The following is an 18,440-nucleotide window of genomic DNA, read 5'->3' on the forward strand; positions in this document are numbered from 1 at the left end:
ATAATATCTAAATTGAGATCAGGCAGGTACAAAGAGAAAATGATATTTTAAATCCAACATTTTTTTAATTTTGCAATAAGATGACGAAGTTTAAAATGATGATGTAAAATGTTAATCCTGTTAGGTCTTCAAAAGCATCTCAACTACTATTTTCTAACTTAACAATGTAATATTGTTAGAATGCAGATAAAATAGTATCATAATGAAAATAATTGCTTATCTTAAAATTTAAAATATCCACCTAGAAATCTATTATACTTTAATTTCCATACTTATTTATATGCACTTAAAATCTTTTCTCCTACTGCTATTAATTGTTGTTTCTTCTTATTCAGGTTTCTCCCAGTCAAAATACGATAGTGTTTTTTCTGAAACAGCGCAAGTTCTTCTAAGTTCAAATCCAAAAAAAGCACTAAAAAATACCGATTATCTCTATAAAATCTCAAGTAATAATGCAGAAAGAATTAAAGCCTGCATGCTTAGAGCAACACTTTTACGTCAATACGGTTTACGTAATGAAGCTATTTTATCTCTAAAACGCGCAGACAGTATAGTCACAATTGATAAAAATTACAATCTGCAGGCAAGAATAAATGGCTTTTTGTCAACGCTTTACCGTGAGAATGAAATTTATAGTCTTGGGAAAATTCATTTGCAAAAAGCATTGGCTGTGAGTAAAAAAATAGAGGATAAAAATGAGATGTATAAGTTTCAGGGAAATTTATCTCAGGAAATAGCCTACTATGAAATGTACGATAAGAAATACGCCAAGGCAATTGAACATCTTAAAAATGGAAATCAGTTATTTGAAAAGGCCAGTTCCAGTATTGACGAAAATTTTCAGTTTGCAGTGAATGATGAACTTATCGCAAAAAATTATCTTTCATTGCAAAAGATTGATTCTGCTATGATATTCTTTCAAAAAGCAATGACAGAACTTAATGCATCGCAGTCTTCTAACAGTCCTCTAAAAGGTTTTCTATATAATGGTCTTGCAAATGTTTATTACTCCAAGGCTGATTATAAAAATGCAATTTCAAATTATCAGAAAGCAGAACAAATTGCTAATGAATCAAATTTCTTCGCTTTAAAACAGGAAGTATACAGCTCTCTTTTGGAATTTTATAAAAAGACCGATAATAAAAAATACATTCTTTATAATGAAAAAAATCTGGAGCTACATAAAAATGAAGAGCATAGCCGAAAAATTATTGCAGATGATTTAATCAAATCACTCCGCAAAAAGCAAGTAGAAAACAAATCAGAATATCAAAAGACTACTTTAATAATTATAGGTATTTCCATTTTTATCATTATCCTCATCGTTTGCTTTAATTATTACAGAAGACAGCAGGACTATAAAAAATTCAAAAGCTTTATCAATAAAAGCCAGGTAATTTCAGAGGTTCAGATTGAAGAAAAACCAAAAAAGGAAATTGCCAGGGAATATATGTCAGAGACTACTGAAAATACTATTTTGGAAAGTATAAAGGAATTTGAAAAGTCACATTTTTATTTGAATAAAGATTTATCGCTAAATTCTGTAGCGGCAGACCTTAATATCAATCATAGGTATTTGTCGTATGTTATAAACAAACATAAATCAAAAGATTTTGCCGGTTACATCAATGAGTTAAGAATTAATTATATAGTTGATCGTTTGAAAAATGACAGCAACTATTTAAAATATAAGATCAGTTATCTTGCAGATCAATCAGGGTTTTCATCACATAGCAGATTTACAATAACTTTTAAAAAAATCACAGGAGTTTCACCTTTAGACTTTATTACCTATTTGCAAAAGGAAAATTCTAAAAAATAAGCATTGTTTAATTCTGAAGATAATTTTTCTGTAGAAGTTAAAAAACAAAAAGCCTTTAAATATTGTATTTAAAGGCTTTTTTAAAATTTAAAACTCTATTATATTTTAAATCCTCCGGAAACTTCTATTCGTTGTGCGTTAATCCATTTGGAATCATCAGAACAAAGGAATGCTACCACACTTCCAATATCATCCGGCAAACCAACTCTTCCTAAAACTGTTTCTGAAGCTAAGTACGTATTCAAATCTGAAACATCACGAACAGCACCGCCTCCAAAATCTGTTTCAATGGCGCCTGGAGCAATGGAATTGACTCTTATTTTTCTGCTTCCCAATTCTAAAGCCTGATATCTTGATAATGAATCGACTGCCGCTTTCATTGCGCCATAAGCGGAATATCCGGCAAAAGAAAATCTTGCCAAACCTGAAGACGTGTTCACGACACTGCTTCCGTCATTTAATAATGGAAGCAATTTTTGTGTTAAGAAAAAAGGCCCTTTAAAATGGATATTTGTCATTGCATCCAAAGTTTCTTCTGTAGTGACTTCAAAATTTTCATTGATTCCGATGCCTGCGTTGTTTACCAATGCATCCAATTTTGCCGAAGAAAATTGAGTTGCTAAAACATCTTTTACTTCATTTACAAATTGGTCAAAACCTGCCGTTGTTGAAATATCCAAAGACAATGCAAATGCTTTTTTTCCAAGAGTTTCAATCTCTTTTACCACTTGGTCTGCAAATTCTTTTTTGGTTTGATAAGTAAGGATGATATCAAATCCTTTTCTGGCCAATTGTAAAGCTGAATCTTTCCCAAGTCCGCGGCTTGCGCCTGTTACTAATGCTATTTTATTTTGATTGTTTGACATTTTTATTGTTTTTATATTTGTTAGTATTTTAAAAATTAATCATTACAGAGCCCAGCCCATATAATTTCACTTATACCAGCCAAGATCTATTTCTTTATAACTTATGAGATATGTTGTTAATTTAGCCTGCTTCCTCTAAATTCATTTGGTGTGCTGCCTACTTCTTTTTTAAACAGACGTGAAAAATAAGTTGTATTTTCAAAACCAAGTAAGTGCGAAATTTCAGAAATATTCAATTCCCCTTCGGTCAATAAGTTTTTTGCCTCACCAATCAAAAAAAGATGAATCAATTCTAACGCCGTCTTTCCTGTTTCTTGTTTGAGCAAATCGGTTAAATAGCGCGAAGATATATTTAGCTTCTCTGACATAAGGGATACCGTTGGCAATCCAATGTTTTTTGTTTTTCTTTCTTCAAAATTAGCGGCCAGCAGTGCATTAAACTTTGTGACTGTAGAACCGGTTAGTTGTTTACGGTTAATAAACTGTCTCTTATAAAAACGCTGTGCATATTTAAGCATAGAATCCAGATGACTTACAATAATAGCTTTGCTCAGTTCGTCAGTATTATTATGATATTCTTTTTCAATGCTGAAATACAAATTCCAGATGATATCTTCTTCTGCAGGTGAAAGATGCAGTGCCTCATTGACCTCATAATCAAAATAACCATATTTCCTGATTTCGTTGTAAAGCATTGTTCCCGGTAAAAAATCTTCATGAATAATAATCAGGAATCCCTTTTCCTCTAGTTCCACATTTTTAAAAACCACTTTCTGCTGAGGCTTTACAAACGACATTGAACCAAGGTCATGGTCATATTTTGTTTTTCCATACAACATACTGCCGGATTTCAATTTTTTAAATCCGATGATATAAAATTCTGAAGAAAATTCGAGAATATTACTACCATTGCATGTACCACGTTCACCGTAAGCCACACTAAAAAGTGGATTTTCCGGAGGTTTTACACCAAGAGCTTCATGCAGATCGCTAATTTTTTTGAAATGTCTCATTGTTCTCAATTTAAAAAAGAATCGGGTTATTTAGATTCGGGTAGGTGTGTTTTACCAATAATAAGCAGTTTTTCACAATAGTAACCTTGGCAGATTTTATGAATTCAGAAAACTAAGCTTTACAACCAATAGATTTGATGGAAATTCTGTTGTAAGTTGGGTTAATGTTTCAGCGTTGTGGACAGCTGCAACTACATTATCCCGACATTGTAAAAATGCTTCTGTCCAATCCTCCCGAATCCGCGGGATGCACCTGTTATAAAAATTGTTTTTGCCATTATTTTATCTTTAATATTATAATGACAAAGTTCTGCTAATCAGTAATAGCTATTGTGATACAAAAGTAGGCAATAATGAAACGTTTTTACGAAATTCTATCCCTGTCGAACTCGGCACTTGTAACAGATATCAACATAATTTCCTTGCTATTTCTTCTGGATTGTTCTTATATTGAGTTACAAAAAAAATCAAAATAGATCTTTCCTGATCAAAAAGGGAAGATCTATTTATAATCGGATTTTTAAACAGACTTAGGATTTTTTTGAAACAATCCTCTATTATATTCTACTATATCCTGATGAGATGGATAAGATGGCAGCGAAGAAAGATCAGCAATAGCTTTATCTCTTAACAACGGTGCTTCTTCTTTTACGGCATTAGAAAGTGCCTGTTTTAATTCTTCTGCAGTAAGTTCTGTGCAGTAAGCAGGTGTTCCTGGCTGATGTCTCCAGGATCCGGAAAGATTTCCAGAGTCAACGGCATCAAAACCGGTATCATTAATTAATTCTGTAATTGTTTTTTTTGCCTCTGTATTATCACCTGCAACAGCCATTGCTATTCTGTCTTCAGCACCAGGTTCTTTTCCTCCGTTTCCTAATGTTTCTGCCAATAAATTGTTGAAGGTTTTTATTACTGGTCTTCCTAGTTGCTCAGACACCCAGACACTTTCTACTTTTCCTTTTTTGATTTCTTCAATATCGGCATCACGAAAAGGATAATAATTTGATGTATCAACCACAATTACATTTTCGGGAACGTTTGCTAATAAATCTTTGGGCAAAATTGGGATTGCTACTGTCGGCACTGATAATATGATAACATCTACGTCTTTTACAACATCTTTAATCGTTGCAGCTACTACACCTATTTCTCCAGCAAGAGCCTTTAATTTATCAGCATCTCCTGAATTAGTGACTTTCACATTATGCCCCGCGGCTGCCATTTTTTTTGCGATTGTACCGCCTATTGCGCCTGTACCTATTATTCCTATTTTCATTTTATGTAAATTTTAGTTGTTATAATTTGCAAATTTTGAAGAGATTATGTTGCAAAATTAACTCAAAATTACTTTCCTTTGTATAGTCCTTTCCCAAAGGAAAGCGAAATAAATAATTGTATGATGTCAAAAAAGAAACCTTATTGTGAATGCCTAAATACCGTCAAGCCAGTGCGTGACACATTGGAAGTAATAAATGGAAAGTGGAAATTATCCATCATTATTTCTGTAGGTGTAGGTAATAGCCGATTTACAGAAATTCAAGAGAGCATTCCAGGCTTAACTCCAAAAGTGCTTTCTAAAGAACTTAAGGAACTTGAGCAACATCAACTGATTAAAAGAGTTATAACGAACGATTATCCTGTCAAAATATCCTATTCTCTGCAACCCTATGCGGATACGCTAACACCGATTATCTATGCTATGAAAGATTGGGGATTAAACCACAAAAAGAAAATTTTTCAGGAAGTTAATCCTGTAAAAGTTTAAATATGCAGATAATAATCTTTACGTTATAATTTTTCATTTACTACTTCTAATAAACTGAATTATATTAGTGAGCAGTTTTGGGGAATTTCAGGCAGCGTCATATTTATAAATAAAATATCCAAAAGAACCTAATATTGTAATTTTGAAACATTCTTTTATATTTACGTAACAAAATGATGAAAACTTATAGCTAGTTTCGTCAGAAATCTAAACCACCAATACTGATGTACGACAACCTAATGCTTTTGAAAAACATTGTGGATAATACCCCTTTGCCAATAGCTGTTTACACAGGAAATGAACTTAAAATAGAATTGGCTAATCCTGCCATGATTAAGGCATGGGGAAAAGGAACCGAGGTAATTGGTAAAAAATATCTTGAGGTCGTTCCCGAAATCGAAAACCAGCAGATTTTTGACCAGGCATTAAGGGTGTTTCAAACGGGAATTCCGTTTCATGCCAAAAACAAAAAAGTAGAGTTGGTAATCGACGACGTATTAAAAACATTTTATTTCAACTATAGTTTTATTCCTCTTTTTGATAATGAGAAAAAAATCTATGGCATAATGAATACAGGTGCAGATGTTTCTGATCTTTACGAAGCACATAAAAAAATTCAAAGTTCAGATGAGCGGCTCAGAATGGCTATTGAATCTTCTGGAATGGGAACTTACGAAATAGACCTTTCTACAAAAAAGATCAATACTAATGGAAATTTCAATACAATATGGTCCATTGACAAGGAAATTCCGAATGAGCAGCTCATAGCAAAACTGCATCCAGAAGATCAGCTTCTTCGCGAAAAAGCACACCAGGAGGCACATATCACCGGAAAAATAAATTACGAAGCAAGAATTATAAATCAGGATCAGACCGTTAAGTGGATAAAGGTTAACGGTAAATTAATTAATGATCAGAACGGTATTCCAATTACTATTATTGGAATTGTTCAGGATATTGACCAGCAAAGACAATTTGAGCAGGAGTTAAAAAAACAAGTGGATGAAAGCACTCAGGAACTTAGAAGATCAAATGAAGATCTTATGCATTTTGCCAATATTGTAAGCCATGACCTGAAAGAACCTGTTCGAAAAATCAAAACCTTCATCAGTCTTTTAAGGAATAACTCCAGTGCCTACTTTAATGATATATCAAACAAGTATCTTACTAAGGTAGATCAGTCTGCTCAAAGAATGCAGACAATAATAGAAGGAATACTAGCCTATTCTACTCTGGATAAAAAAACTCAGCCTATAGAAAACATTAATCTTGATGAAGTAATTGAAAACATAAAAGTTGATCTTGAGCTCATCATAAAAGAAAAAGGCGCCATACTAATCAAAAGCGAGCTTCCTGAGATAGAAGGGGCTACAATTTTAATTCAGCAGCTGTTCTATAATTTGATACACAATGCCTTAAAATTTTCAAAAGCAGACCTACCGCCCAGAGTTATTATATCATCTCTTATTGTAAGGAATGATCAAAGAGAGTTTGTTCAAATAAACATTAAAGACAATGGAATTGGGCTTGATTCAAGTCATTACGAAAGAATATTTAATGCTTTTGAAAGACTGCATTCTAAAGATCAATATGAAGGAAACGGTCTTGGGCTGTCACTTTGCAGAAAAATTGTGCTAAGACATGGCGGCACTATTACTGTTACAGGCGAAAAAGATAATGGGGCTGAATTTATAGTAACTCTGCCTTTAAAACAAACAACAAATACTATCTAGTATTTTTCAGCAATCATATCAAACAAGATATTATTGATATATTCTTCATTAGTTTTAACAGCAGTTATTTTATTAGCTATTATTTCACCTCAACAATCATTTCTACCTCTATTGCCATATTCTGTGGAAGTGTAAATACACCTACTGAAGTACGAGCATGTTTTCCCTGCTCGCCAAAAACCTCAATTAATAAATCCGAAAAACCATTCATTACTTTAGATTGCTCCGTAAAAGAATCAGCAGTATGTACATAACCATTTACTTTGATTATCCTTTTTATTTTGTCCAGACTTCCAAAAGTCTGCTTAAGTATCGCCAGCTGATTTATAGCCGTTAGCCTGGCGGCCTGATAACCTTCATTCGCAGTTAAGTCCTGCCCTACTTTGCCGATAATATATTTACCATCTGCTTTAAGGGGCCCTCTTCCCGAAAGGAAAACAAGATTTCCAACTCTTACCATATCCAGATAACTTCCTAACGATTCTGGTATTTGTGGCAACTCAATTCCCAACTGCTTTATTTTTTGCTCCGGAGTTTGTGCAAACAAATTAAAACTCAGTAGTACTAATACCACGGTTGCTATATTTTTCATTGTTTCTTTTTATTTGTTTTAAAAAAGAAAGCCGTCTATAAAAGACAGCTTTCCTGATTTTGTTTTTATTTATTTTATGAATTTGATCAATTCGGCATTGAATTTTGGAAGCTCTTCAATAAACAAGGCATGACCGCTTTTTTCGAATGGAACCAAAGTTGAATTGGCAATTGATTTGTGCATTTGCTCTGCTAATTCATAAGAACAGATTTTGTCTTGTGTTCCGTGAAGGATAAGAGTTGGTATTTTGATTTTTTTCAAATCTTCTCTTAAATCAGTATCACGAAGTGCTTTCATAGATTCTGCCATTGCATATGGAGAGGCTTGTGCCTGAATAGTTCCAAGCCATGCACCTTGTCCTGCAGATACGCTTGTTTCATTAGCAGGGAAAATTTTTCCAAAATTCTCAAACAATTGTGGTCTGTTCGTATTATTAAGGGCAATAAGGCCGTTTATATCTTCTTTTGTCCAAAAACCATAGTTAAAGTCCGCTCTTTTAGTCCATAACGGAGCCGCTGCACCAAACAAAGCCAGTTTTGAAACATGGGCCGCATTGTATTTGGCTACATAATGAATTACTGTTGCGCCTCCCATAGAAAATCCGCCGATGGTTGCTCCTTCAATTTTAAGTTTATCCAGAATCACTTTGATATCATCTGCATAAACATCATAGTTATACGCCCCACCCGGTTTGTCTGATAATCCAAAACCTCTTAAAGTAATTCCGATAACGCGGTATCCTTTCTGGATAAGTTCTGCATATTGGTACTCGTACATGGCATCACTCAATGGCCATCCATGAATTAGTACTACCGGTTTTCCTTCTCCTAAATCCGTAACATGCAATTTTACATTTTTTTCTACTTCAATATACTCTTCTCTTCCAAGGCTTGCCGGTTTTCTTTGGCTTTGAGAGAATGCAGTTGTTACTGCTAATAAAAAAATGGCGAAGCTTGTTGTTACGATTGTTTTTAAATTGGTTTTCATTTCTTTTGTGTTTTAATTGTTATTTTAAAATTTTGATTTTTTATTCTGTCACTTCTTATTGACAGGACAAAATTGCGTCTTTCTTAATTATAAATCAAATTAATAATTTTTAATACTTATAAATTATATTTATAATTTAACTTCTTATTACTTTTTCATTACCAGAACAGGTTTTCCTTTTTCTACTATATATGTTGCCAGTTCCGAAGCTTTTGCGTGGCTGTTGTTTCTTGCAGAGTGCACTACGCCTGCCGGAATAAAAAGTACTTCTCCAGCCTTTAAAATAACAGGAGACTGACCTTCAACTTCATACTCTAATACGCCATCAAGGACATAAATAACTTCCTCACCCGGGTGAGAGTGCTTTCCAAAAGCCGTATGAGCTTCAAAATCAATACGTGCCTGAACCGTTTCGTATCCGGGAACACTAAGATCATAACGTTGTAAATCAGTGCGTTTTATTCCTGATTGCTGGGCAGAAGCAGTACTTGTAATAATCAATGCTAAAAAGCTAAGGGCAGAAACTGCGGTCGATACAAAATTTAAAGTTTTCATGTTTTTAGTTTTATTTAATTTGTTGTTTTATTAATTTCCTTGTCAAAAGTACCAAGGCATTACCTGCATTGAAATGACAACATAGCCCGAATGGACAAACGGAGTAATGAAGTGGACAAAAGTGGAGTTATGAGTATTATGGATTATAAAATCCTGCAAGACTAGCTGTGATAAGATTCACCTTCTTTCCATATACCCCTTATAGATAGAGAATCTGAAATATTTTTGGTAGGATCACCTTTAACTAATAGTAAATCAGCTCTCATTCCTTCGGCAATTAATCCCCTGTCTGATAAATTAAATCTTTTGGAAGTTACTGATGTTGCAGATCTTAATGCCTCAATTGGGCTTAATCCGGCTTCTACCAACAGCTGCATTTCATGATGAACGCTCACACCATGTGCAAGACCGCCCAAATGGGGCATCGGTACTGATACATCTGTTCCAACAAGTATATCTACACCTGCATCGCGTAAATCTTTCACGTTATTAAAGTTATCTTCCATATTGCCTTCCGGAAAAGTATTGAAACAAGAGCACATTGTCATTTTCCAGTCTTCATTCAATTTATTTTCAACTCTTTCGTCATGGGCGACATGACAGGCAGAATTCCCGATAATCGATGAATTCAATACCAGACAAGGCGTTACAAAAATTCCTTTGCTGGCAATGGATTGAATAAGATCTTGTGTCCAGTCCGGTCTGTCAATAAATAAATGCGCCAGGCCATCTACACCAATTGCGACAGCTGTTTTCGCTGCTTCGGCTGTTAAAACATGCGCTATTGCAATTTTACCTAATTTATGAGCTTCGTCTACTGCCGCTTTTAATATGTGAGTTTCAATAACAGGCAAACCCGGTGCATTCATTACGGTTCCTTCCTCAATCATTATTTTGAAATAATCTGCACCATTATTTACCTGACGATTCACAAAATCTATCGCTCCTTCAAGTGAAGTAACATCGGGACTTAATTCCTCTTCTTCTTTCTGAGCCTGGTGAGCAGCTATAAATATGGCTTTTTCTTCTTCGTTCATTTTTTCCATTTCTTTTAACACAAATTCAGGAATTCCATTCCCTTTTGGAATCAGCTCGTCAGGATGACCGCCGGGAGCTGTCAGACCCATTCCGGCAGAACGAACATCAGCAGCATCAGTGATTCCTTTTAATTGCGTATCACGTCCTTTTTTGGTAAAACCTCCCATCATTTCTAGCTCGGTTGTTATACCAAATTTTAATGCATCTTTTAAAAATTCAACTGATGTATGAACATGAGCATCTATTAAACCCGGCAGAAGAGTACATCCCGTTCCATCGATCACCTCATCTATATTTTGTGGCAATTCATCAGAAACGGAAACAATTACACCGTCGATAAAAACAACGTTTTTTTTACCAATCACATTTTTACCATCAAACACATTCGCGTTTATGATGGCCTTACTTTTAGTATTAGTCATTTTGTAGTTTTTTAAATTATTTTTTGCCAAAATTATCTAATCAATAAGGGTTAAAATAGCTATATTTGACACAATAACAGCTCTAAAAGGTCAAAATAAATGGAATTAAATGTTAGAAAGGATTTCGGTTTTTTAGAAGGTTTTGCTGATTTATTAGGTACCGAAGTAAAAAATGGAATATTAGTAATACCAGAAACTAAAGGCAAAGGATATTTAATGGGATTTAGATTAGACAATTCAATAAATATGCTTGTAAGTTTTTATGAGTTTAATGATAATCTGCTTGCCAGGAGATTTGGAGGTCAAAATACATTAAATAGAATTCTATTTTCTTTTAATAATATTTTTCCTGATGCTAATTCAAAAAATAAATACTCAAGAGAAGATTTGCCTTCGATTCAAATTTTTAAAGGAAAACTAAATATTGAAACATTTTATCCGGGCAGAACCAAATTCAATTCTATTTTTATTGGGATTGATTCAGATAAATTAGCAAAAACTTTAGGTTTACATATTGATAATGAAATTTTTAAAAATATTATTGATAGCGATCAATCCATTCTTTTTGAAGAGTTAATTTCTCCAAAAATTCAACAAGTAGCTTTGGAAATTATTCAAGCTGAAATTCAAGATTCTTTGGGTGATTTTTTCTTTAAAATCAAAGCCGAGGAATTAATATATCTAACTTTAAAAGAGCTTTTTAAAAGAGAAAATCCTACCACGCACGCCCTGAATCAAATCGATGTTCAAAAAATTTATAAAGTGAGAGATCTAATTTTAACCGACATTAATGAACCTCCGGTTATTAAAGATCTTGCTTCTCAAATAGGAATGAGCGAATCAAAGTTTAAGAGATTATTTAAACAAATATTTGGAGACAGCTTTTTCAGTTATTACCAAAAATTCAGGATGAAAGAAGCTGCCCGATTACTAAAAGAAAATGAAATGTCTGTTTCACAAGTTGGTTTTAGTCTGGGATTTTCTAACTTAAGTCATTTTGCTAAAGTTTTTGAAGAGCATATTGGAATGAAGCCCAAATCTTTTCAAAAAAAGAAATGGATTCAGGATTAAATTGACACTTAATTTCTATTTGATTTAAAACAAATTTCAAGAGAAATTAAAATCAATCTCTCCTGTTTATTATCACAAAAAAGCAAAGAAAAGTAATCCAGATACAAAAGGTAAATAAGATTCTATTTACGGTGATTTGATAGTTATAATTTTGTTTTTATTATTAAAAAACAAAAATATGTCACTCAGATATTCACTCCTTTTGCTTGCCGTGATTACAAGCCCGGTTTTATTTTCACAAACAGTTTATCCAAAAATTACTGGCTATTTTGGGATAATGCATCCGGTGGTTACCTTTAGTGAACATGAAACTAATGTCAATTTTAGAGATTATTATGCTGTTGGTTTTCCGACCGGAATTAACATCTGGAAAAGTGAAAAAATCGGATTTTCTTTTGAAATAGTTCCCAACATAAAAGACGATCAGGGAACAGACAAAGTAACTAACTTATTATTTCATCCCGGTGTTCTTGTGGCTCTGGGCAATGGGTATACTTTTGCGGGAAGGGTTGCTTTTGAAACCAGCGGCAGGTATGGTGTTACTCCCGTATTTAATAAAACCATCGTAAAAAATAAAACCTGCAGTTACTATGCAGCCGTACCATTACCAGTTCGCTTTGGCAATGATCATCCCACTTCTTTTACAATAGGTTTTCAATTTGGAATTGCTTTTTAAATACTAATATCATTAGCGAAAATCGCTGCCATCATTGGCGCTTTAGTAGGATCTGTAATTATCGTTGCAAAAAAGGAACATTATTGATATTCAAACCATTATAAATAGCTATTGTAACCATTTTTGCTTTACTTTATATAAAAAAAATCAAGAACCTTATATTATCCTTATTGCTGCTGTTTTAGGGGTAATCATTAAAATAGCCATGTTTAAAAAGTAACATAATACTTTTAGGTACACTTTTTGTTTAACAATCATTATAATAATTTAAAAAAACAAAATTATGAAATCATTAAAATATTTATTCATAGGTTTTTTCCTTTTGACTATTCATTTTTCAAATGCTCAAGTGAATGTTAATGTCAATATTGGTACACCTCCGGCATGGGGTCCAGTTGGTTATAATGAGGCACGTTATTACTACTTGCCGGATCTTGAAACTTATTATGATGTGAACACTTCAAATTATATTTACATTAGTAACGGAAAATGGTTAAGAGCCAGAACATTGCCTTCTGTTTATAGAAACTATGATCTTTACAACGAATATAAAGTAGTATTAACAGACTACAGAGGAAACACCCCGTATGACAATTTTAAAACGCATAAAGTAAAATACGGAAAAGGTTATAAAGGGAAACCTCAAAAAACGATTGGACAAAAACCGGGAAAAGGAAATAATAAACAAGGAAAAGACAAAGGAAATAATGGAAATGGCAACGGCCATGGAAATGGTAAAGGAAACGGAAAACACTAAAATTAAGAGGCTATTAAAAGCCTCTTTTTTTATTTAGTAAATAGTCTCATCTTTATTTTTGAGCTCTAGTAAAGTTGAATATCTTTCCTTTTGTTACTGTACTGTAAATTTTCATTTATTATAATAAGTCAATCAATTCTCCCTCAGCATCAACGAGTATTTTATAAGGAATACTACCATTTTTATATTCTAACCACAGAGAATTTAACCAATAATTATTATATTTCACTTCTATGGCTTGTAATATTAATCCAAAATCATCCGATATATACGAAGATAAATCAGAATGACTGGTTAAAGAAAACACCAATTTAAAAACTTTTTCTCTCACATTGTCAGTAATCGTTTTATTTACTTTATCCTTGATAATTTTCTCTTTGACATTGTCAAATATTTCCATCCATCTTTCAGAAAAAGAATCTTCATCTCTTTGATCTAAAATCATATCAAAATCATCTTCAGTGTAATTTGATAAAATTGCAGGCAAATCATTTTCAATGAAAAAGTTTAGTTTTAAAATTGGCTCCATTTTGTTATTATTTACGAATAATACTTAACATCTACATGAACTTGCATTGTAATGGTCTAATATTTTGACAAATTAAACAAATACTTATCATCTTCTCTAGGATCCATATAACCGTTAAATTCCTGAAATTTTTTAAATTCAAATGAGTAACCATAATTAGCCTCAGGATATTCTAACTTATTTTTTCTTTTATAACCAATTATATTAACTAGGTATTTACCACTTTCTAATTTGAATTTAAATGATTTATACAAAGTAATCCCATCTAATGTTTGGTATGATATACTATCGTTAGTAGAATTTGTAAATTGTTCTACATTTAAATTTAATAAATTCCCGAACGATCCAACCCAAAATGTATTATCACTCAAATCAAGATTAAAATTTTCATATTTAAATTGCCTTTCCCAACCGTTATTGAAATAAATATCATTTTCACTAATAATATATTTCGTTGATTCAATAGACATAATAGGAATCCAAACACCCTCTTTCAAAGATTTTAAATACAAGTCATGGTTCTTTTGGAAAACTTCTAATATTTTTTTACTTTTTATTTTATTTTCTTTTAAAAAGATCAGCAATTTTTCTATTGACATTATATAGATGCCATAGTCGGTAATAGTTATTTTTTTTTCCAACATAATTATTTATTTTCCAAACTAGAGATATACAACTAACGATTAAAGTTTATATGCATTCCTTTAAAAAACTTAATCTAAAATATTACAATCATTTAATGTTTTTGATAAAATCATAAAAATTAGAACCTAAGAATTTAATTTCACTATAATCAAGATCTCCTAGGTGACTTTGAAAAATCTTTGCTCCTTTGGAAAAATCAAAACAATAACAAAGATCCCCTCCATTTGTACCAAAAGCCAGACAATCAGATGAAAGAAATTCTTGAATCCCATAATCATTATTTAATTGTTTAATATCTTCTACTTTCCACAAATATAGATATTCATTTTGTACTGAACCCTCTCCACCATTACTCCATTGCAGAAATTCAATATATTCAATTGGAAAATTAATTTTTAATTTTTTCGCTATTTCATTGATTTGATTAATACTAACACTATCATTTTTATGCCACTGATCAAATATTTTCAAGATATTTTTTTTCATAATTATTTACATTTTTAAAAAATATTCTTTAACAGCTTTTTTTTGCTTCTTTATTTTTGCTTCTGGAACCTCCAGCAGCTCTTAAATCTTTAACCATATATTTCATATCTACGATTAATAATAAACGTTTATACATCTTCATAACTTTCTAGACGTATTGCAAGGTAATTTCAAAGAACTATTTACTAAACAAAACCCGCTAATTTAGCGGATTTTGTTGTTTTATTCTCTTATAAAAGCTTGCGCTTACTAAATTATCTAAAATAAGTATTTAATATATTTTCTTTTTTTTCAGCATTCCCTCCTGCTGACAAAATATCTATCGCTACGCTATATTCTTCAGGGATTTCTCTATTGAAAACTAAATCTTTATAAGGATCTACATTTTTATCTAGTTTATAACATAAATAAAGTCTTTCATTTAATGAAGGGTAAACAGCTAAATTAGTTAAATCATGTTTATCAATAATATCATTCGCATTTAATGGTATATCCTCCAATACTACAGAATCAATAACACCGCTTGGATGGGGTCTTGTGGGATTACCAGGTGTTGGTGACCACCATAAGTTTTTTTTAACTAAACTACCTCCAGCTTCTTTTCCTAAAATTATAAACTCTTTTTCCTTTTCCGTTTTTCCCCATACTTTAACAGCTCTAGTTCCTTTATTTTGATCAATCCAAGTATCCGGATCCTCTCGAGATGTATCGGGTATAGCTCCTTTTATCTCTGTTATATTACTTGATTTTAAGAACTGTCCTGTCACAGCAGTAACAGTTAATGTATCGAATATACCTGTATCAACTTTTCCCCAATTTTCATCTTCTCTAAACACTTTATAAAATCGTAAAAAAGGATCTTTTAACATTTGAGCCAATACAAATATTCCTTTTCTTGTTTCTACACTAATAATTTTACCTTCTTTCCAAGGTGTTGCTCTTTTTGACATATGACGTAATCAAATTTATTTTAATTACTAAAAAACATCTAATGGATGATTTATTTCCAATACTTTTCTAATTCTTTATAATCTCCAAACCAAAACTTAAAAGCCTCTTTATTAATACCATCTTTACCAAGCCAGAAATCTACAGGGTAATTCCAATCTGAACTATGAGTTTTTTTTGGGGCAACAGCAAGATTAGTATATTCTTCTAATAAGCCTTTGTATTTTTCAGTCTCCAAAAATACTACAGTACCCTAAAGTTTCTAGTAAAACTTTTCGGTCTTCTATTGTTGTCTTAAAGCCCTTAATTTTCCCTATGTTTTTCTGAACTTCTTTTTTTAAGGTATCACCTTCTTCTGCTTTAAGTATAATATCAATTATTTCAGAAAAAATTCGAATATCTTCGCCATTAATCTTTATATTTTCTTTTTCTTTTTTTTTGTTAAAATAATGCAAATAATAGAAATAACTAGTCAGTCGATGACCTATTAATCCCCCTGTATTTACAGACATATTTAGTATTTCTACATCTTCTTCTTCAAGTTCTTTAGGATAACCATAAGCTGTTGAACAAATTCCACATGGAGATTCTCTTTTTAAATCTTGATTTTCCCTTAAAACAAATTTATGATTAGGGAATGTTTGCATTATTGCAAAAACTGGTAAAGCTGATCTCAGATCATGCTTGTTGGAGCTAAAACTTCTTATAAAAGATTCAATAACCTTTTCTTTAACACATTGTTTGTATTCTTCAAACAATTTATCAATCCAAGTATCGTGGATATTTTCTAATTTTTCTTGCATACTAATTATTTACAACCTCTAAATTTACTGTCAAATTCTAACTCTTGAAGAGATGGCAATTCGCTTACTTTTTTACCGTTACGAAACTTATCTGCTTGACGTAGCCTATCTTTCCCAGTAACAGTTCCTTGTTTCGCTTCAGAAATACCATTTATTTTATTACCTCTTGCTTTATCACTACCGTAGCCTAATAAATCATTTTCTTCAACACCTTTGTTCAATACCTCTAACTAAATCTTTTTCTGAGATTTTACTTTGACATAAAAAAACCTCGTTATACTGACGAGGTTTTTTTATGTTTTGCCGATGATTCGCTTTACCGATGCGAAATCAGGAGGCATTTGCACAGCTTTTTAGTAGAACTCTTCAAAGAGCGGGTGTTTATTCGATAATTTTCAATTAATATCCTCTCTTAATTTTTTTTACAATTATAAAAAAATTATGTAATAGATTTTAATATTCTATTTTCAAAATCAATCGGAAACCATACCGTTGCGTATTCGTATTTACTAAGATCATTTCTTGTGATTGAGGTTTCTATAGCTGAATCTAAATGTCTTAATCTAAAATCGCCATCTAATCCAAATGCCATTTTAAGAGTATTAAAATTTGAATCCTTATATTTATCATAATTTTCTGTTTGTGAAATTATTCTCCATCTTTTTTTTATGATAGCATCCCAAAATATTTGTACTGGAGAAAACATAATGCCTGAATTTATAATTTCATTTATATCTGTTTTGGCAGAACTTATTTTATTGAATACTTCAATTAATACAGAAGAACTCGTATCTATAACTCTTCCAAATGCAAAATCCTTATCTAAATCTACGTCAGACAATTTTGATTTTAATTTCCAATCATCTTTTGGCATAAACAAAGGAATACAAAATATTTCTCCGGGCGTAACAGCAGTTACATTTTTTGACATATGATATAATCAAATTTATTAATTACTAAAAGTATCTAATAGCTTCATTTATTTCCAATACTTTTCTAATTCTTTATAATCTCCAAACCAAAATTTAAAAGCTTTCTTATTAATACCATCTTTACCAAGCCAAAAATCTACAGGATAATTCCAATCTGAACTATGAGTTTTTTTTGGAGCAACTGAAAGGTTTATATATTTTTCTAATAAGCCTTTGTGTACATCAGTCTCCAAAATACTACAATATCCTAAAGTTTCTAGTAAAACTTGTCTTTGCTCTGGTTTCGTTTTAAAACCTTTAATTTTTCCAATTCTTTTGACTACATCTTTTTTTAAAGTAGCATCCTCTTCAGTATCTAAAAGAATATCAATTATTTCTGAAAAAATGCGAATATCTTCTTCATTAACTTTTACATTTTCTACATCTTTATTATTATTAAAAAAATCTAAATAATGATAATAGTAAGGTAAATCATGCCCAATCAATCCACCTGTATCTATACACATTAACAATGTTTCAATATTTTTTTCATTTAATTCTTTTGGATAGCCATAAGCATTAGAACAGATTCCACATGGAGACTCCCTTTTTAAATCTTGATTTTCCCTTAAAACAAATTTATGATTAGGGAATGTTTGCATTATTGCAAAAACTGGTAAAGCTGATCTCAGATCATGCTTGTTGGAGCTAAAACTTCTTATAAAAGATTCAATAACCTTTTCTTTAACACATTGTTTGTATTCTTCAAACAATTTATCAATCCAAGTATCGTGGATATTTTCTAATTTTTCTTGCATATT

22 protein-coding genes are annotated in these 18,440 nt (G+C 31.8%); 6 read left to right on the forward strand and 16 right to left on the reverse strand.

Annotated features, from left to right (window positions below; genetic code table 11):
* Positions 1-280: 280 nt before the first annotated feature.
* A complete protein-coding gene (locus tag AC4FQ3_RS06600; protein ID WP_491181329.1) occupies positions 281-1,822 on the forward strand; it encodes a helix-turn-helix domain-containing protein in 1,542 nt (513 codons plus the stop codon).
* Positions 1,823-1,920: 98 nt separating this feature from the next.
* On the opposite strand, the gene AC4FQ3_RS06605 is transcribed toward AC4FQ3_RS06600, so the two are convergent.
* The 3 genes from AC4FQ3_RS06605 to AC4FQ3_RS06615 all read right to left on the reverse strand — a co-directional run bounded on the left by AC4FQ3_RS06605 (position 1,921) and on the right by AC4FQ3_RS06615 (position 4,977).
* A complete protein-coding gene (locus AC4FQ3_RS06605; RefSeq protein WP_491181330.1) occupies positions 1,921-2,688 on the reverse strand; it encodes an SDR family NAD(P)-dependent oxidoreductase in 768 nt (255 codons plus the stop codon).
* A 116-nt stretch (positions 2,689-2,804) separates the two neighbouring features.
* Positions 2,805-3,701 (reverse strand): helix-turn-helix domain-containing protein, encoded by an 897-nt coding sequence (locus tag AC4FQ3_RS06610; RefSeq protein WP_042566660.1) that lies wholly within the window; start codon positions 3,699-3,701, stop codon positions 2,805-2,807.
* Positions 3,702-4,221: 520 nt separating this feature from the next.
* Entirely contained in the window at positions 4,222-4,977 is a 756-nt protein-coding gene (locus tag AC4FQ3_RS06615) for an NADPH-dependent F420 reductase (protein WP_491181331.1), read from the reverse strand.
* 120 nt (positions 4,978-5,097) lie between these two features.
* On the opposite strand from AC4FQ3_RS06615, the gene AC4FQ3_RS06620 reads away from it, so the two are divergent.
* Positions 5,098-5,466, forward strand: coding sequence for a winged helix-turn-helix transcriptional regulator (locus AC4FQ3_RS06620; RefSeq protein ID WP_491181332.1), 369 nt, complete (start codon positions 5,098-5,100; stop codon positions 5,464-5,466).
* Between the two features lie 224 nt (positions 5,467-5,690).
* Positions 5,691-7,199 (forward strand): PAS domain-containing sensor histidine kinase, encoded by a 1,509-nt coding sequence (locus tag AC4FQ3_RS06625; RefSeq protein ID WP_491181333.1) that lies wholly within the window; start codon positions 5,691-5,693, stop codon positions 7,197-7,199.
* Positions 7,200-7,278: 79 nt separating this feature from the next.
* Here the strand turns inward: AC4FQ3_RS06625 and AC4FQ3_RS06630 are convergent, their stop codons facing one another.
* The 4 genes from AC4FQ3_RS06630 to AC4FQ3_RS06645 form a co-directional block, all read right to left on the reverse strand.
* Positions 7,279-7,791, reverse strand: a complete 513-nt coding sequence (locus AC4FQ3_RS06630; RefSeq protein WP_491181334.1) for a RidA family protein — start codon at positions 7,789-7,791, stop codon at positions 7,279-7,281.
* Between the two features lie 69 nt (positions 7,792-7,860).
* On the reverse strand, positions 7,861-8,778 hold the full coding sequence (locus AC4FQ3_RS06635; RefSeq protein ID WP_491181335.1) for an alpha/beta fold hydrolase: 918 nt from the start codon (positions 8,776-8,778) through the stop codon (positions 7,861-7,863).
* Between the two features lie 147 nt (positions 8,779-8,925).
* Positions 8,926-9,333, reverse strand: a complete 408-nt coding sequence (locus AC4FQ3_RS06640) for a cupin domain-containing protein (RefSeq protein WP_491181336.1) — start codon at positions 9,331-9,333, stop codon at positions 8,926-8,928.
* 161 nt (positions 9,334-9,494) lie between these two features.
* Entirely contained in the window at positions 9,495-10,793 is a 1,299-nt protein-coding gene (locus tag AC4FQ3_RS06645) for an amidohydrolase family protein (protein ID WP_491181337.1), read from the reverse strand.
* Between the two features lie 99 nt (positions 10,794-10,892).
* Here AC4FQ3_RS06645 and AC4FQ3_RS06650 point away from each other — a divergent pair, with 99 nt between their 5' ends.
* From AC4FQ3_RS06650 to AC4FQ3_RS06660, 3 genes are all read left to right on the forward strand, one after another.
* Entirely contained in the window at positions 10,893-11,864 is a 972-nt protein-coding gene (locus AC4FQ3_RS06650; RefSeq protein WP_491181338.1) for a helix-turn-helix domain-containing protein, read from the forward strand.
* Positions 11,865-12,042: 178 nt separating this feature from the next.
* Positions 12,043-12,540, forward strand: coding sequence for a hypothetical protein (locus AC4FQ3_RS06655; RefSeq protein ID WP_491181339.1), 498 nt, complete (start codon positions 12,043-12,045; stop codon positions 12,538-12,540).
* A gap of 283 nt (positions 12,541-12,823) precedes the next feature.
* Positions 12,824-13,297, forward strand: a complete 474-nt coding sequence (locus AC4FQ3_RS06660; protein WP_491181340.1) for a hypothetical protein — start codon at positions 12,824-12,826, stop codon at positions 13,295-13,297.
* Positions 13,298-13,415: 118 nt separating this feature from the next.
* Here AC4FQ3_RS06660 and AC4FQ3_RS06665 read toward each other — a convergent pair whose 3' ends face one another.
* The 9 genes from AC4FQ3_RS06665 to AC4FQ3_RS06705 form a co-directional block, all read right to left on the reverse strand.
* Positions 13,416-13,826 carry an immunity protein PIM1 family protein gene (locus tag AC4FQ3_RS06665; RefSeq protein ID WP_491181341.1) on the reverse strand — a complete coding sequence of 137 codons (411 nt, stop codon included), beginning with the start codon at positions 13,824-13,826 and terminating at the stop codon, positions 13,416-13,418.
* A 56-nt stretch (positions 13,827-13,882) separates the two neighbouring features.
* On the reverse strand, positions 13,883-14,470 hold the full coding sequence (locus tag AC4FQ3_RS06670) for a hypothetical protein (protein WP_491181342.1): 588 nt from the start codon (positions 14,468-14,470) through the stop codon (positions 13,883-13,885).
* An 88-nt stretch (positions 14,471-14,558) separates the two neighbouring features.
* Positions 14,559-14,957, reverse strand: a complete 399-nt coding sequence (locus AC4FQ3_RS06675; protein ID WP_491181343.1) for an SMI1/KNR4 family protein — start codon at positions 14,955-14,957, stop codon at positions 14,559-14,561.
* Positions 14,958-15,211: 254 nt separating this feature from the next.
* Complete coding sequence (locus tag AC4FQ3_RS06680) at positions 15,212-15,907, reverse strand: hypothetical protein (protein ID WP_491181344.1); 696 nt, start codon at positions 15,905-15,907, stop codon at positions 15,212-15,214.
* A 50-nt stretch (positions 15,908-15,957) separates the two neighbouring features.
* On the reverse strand, positions 15,958-16,143 hold the full coding sequence (locus AC4FQ3_RS06685) for a hypothetical protein (protein ID WP_491181345.1): 186 nt from the start codon (positions 16,141-16,143) through the stop codon (positions 15,958-15,960).
* Complete coding sequence (locus AC4FQ3_RS06690) at positions 16,133-16,708, reverse strand: hypothetical protein (RefSeq protein WP_491181346.1); 576 nt, start codon at positions 16,706-16,708, stop codon at positions 16,133-16,135. The genes AC4FQ3_RS06685 and AC4FQ3_RS06690 overlap by 11 nt, the downstream gene beginning before the upstream one ends.
* 5 nt (positions 16,709-16,713) lie before the next feature.
* The gene (locus AC4FQ3_RS06695; protein WP_491181347.1) at positions 16,714-16,929 is read right to left on the reverse strand and encodes a hypothetical protein; all 216 of its coding nucleotides are present in this window, start codon (positions 16,927-16,929) and stop codon (positions 16,714-16,716) included.
* 218 nt (positions 16,930-17,147) lie between these two features.
* A complete protein-coding gene (locus AC4FQ3_RS06700) occupies positions 17,148-17,639 on the reverse strand; it encodes an Imm26 family immunity protein (protein ID WP_491181348.1) in 492 nt (163 codons plus the stop codon).
* Between the two features lie 48 nt (positions 17,640-17,687).
* Positions 17,688-18,437 (reverse strand): hypothetical protein, encoded by a 750-nt coding sequence (locus AC4FQ3_RS06705; protein WP_491181349.1) that lies wholly within the window; start codon positions 18,435-18,437, stop codon positions 17,688-17,690.
* Between the last annotated feature and the right edge of the window lie 3 nt (positions 18,438-18,440).

The sequence above is a fragment of the Flavobacterium sp. AK-345 genome (assembly GCF_058310175.1).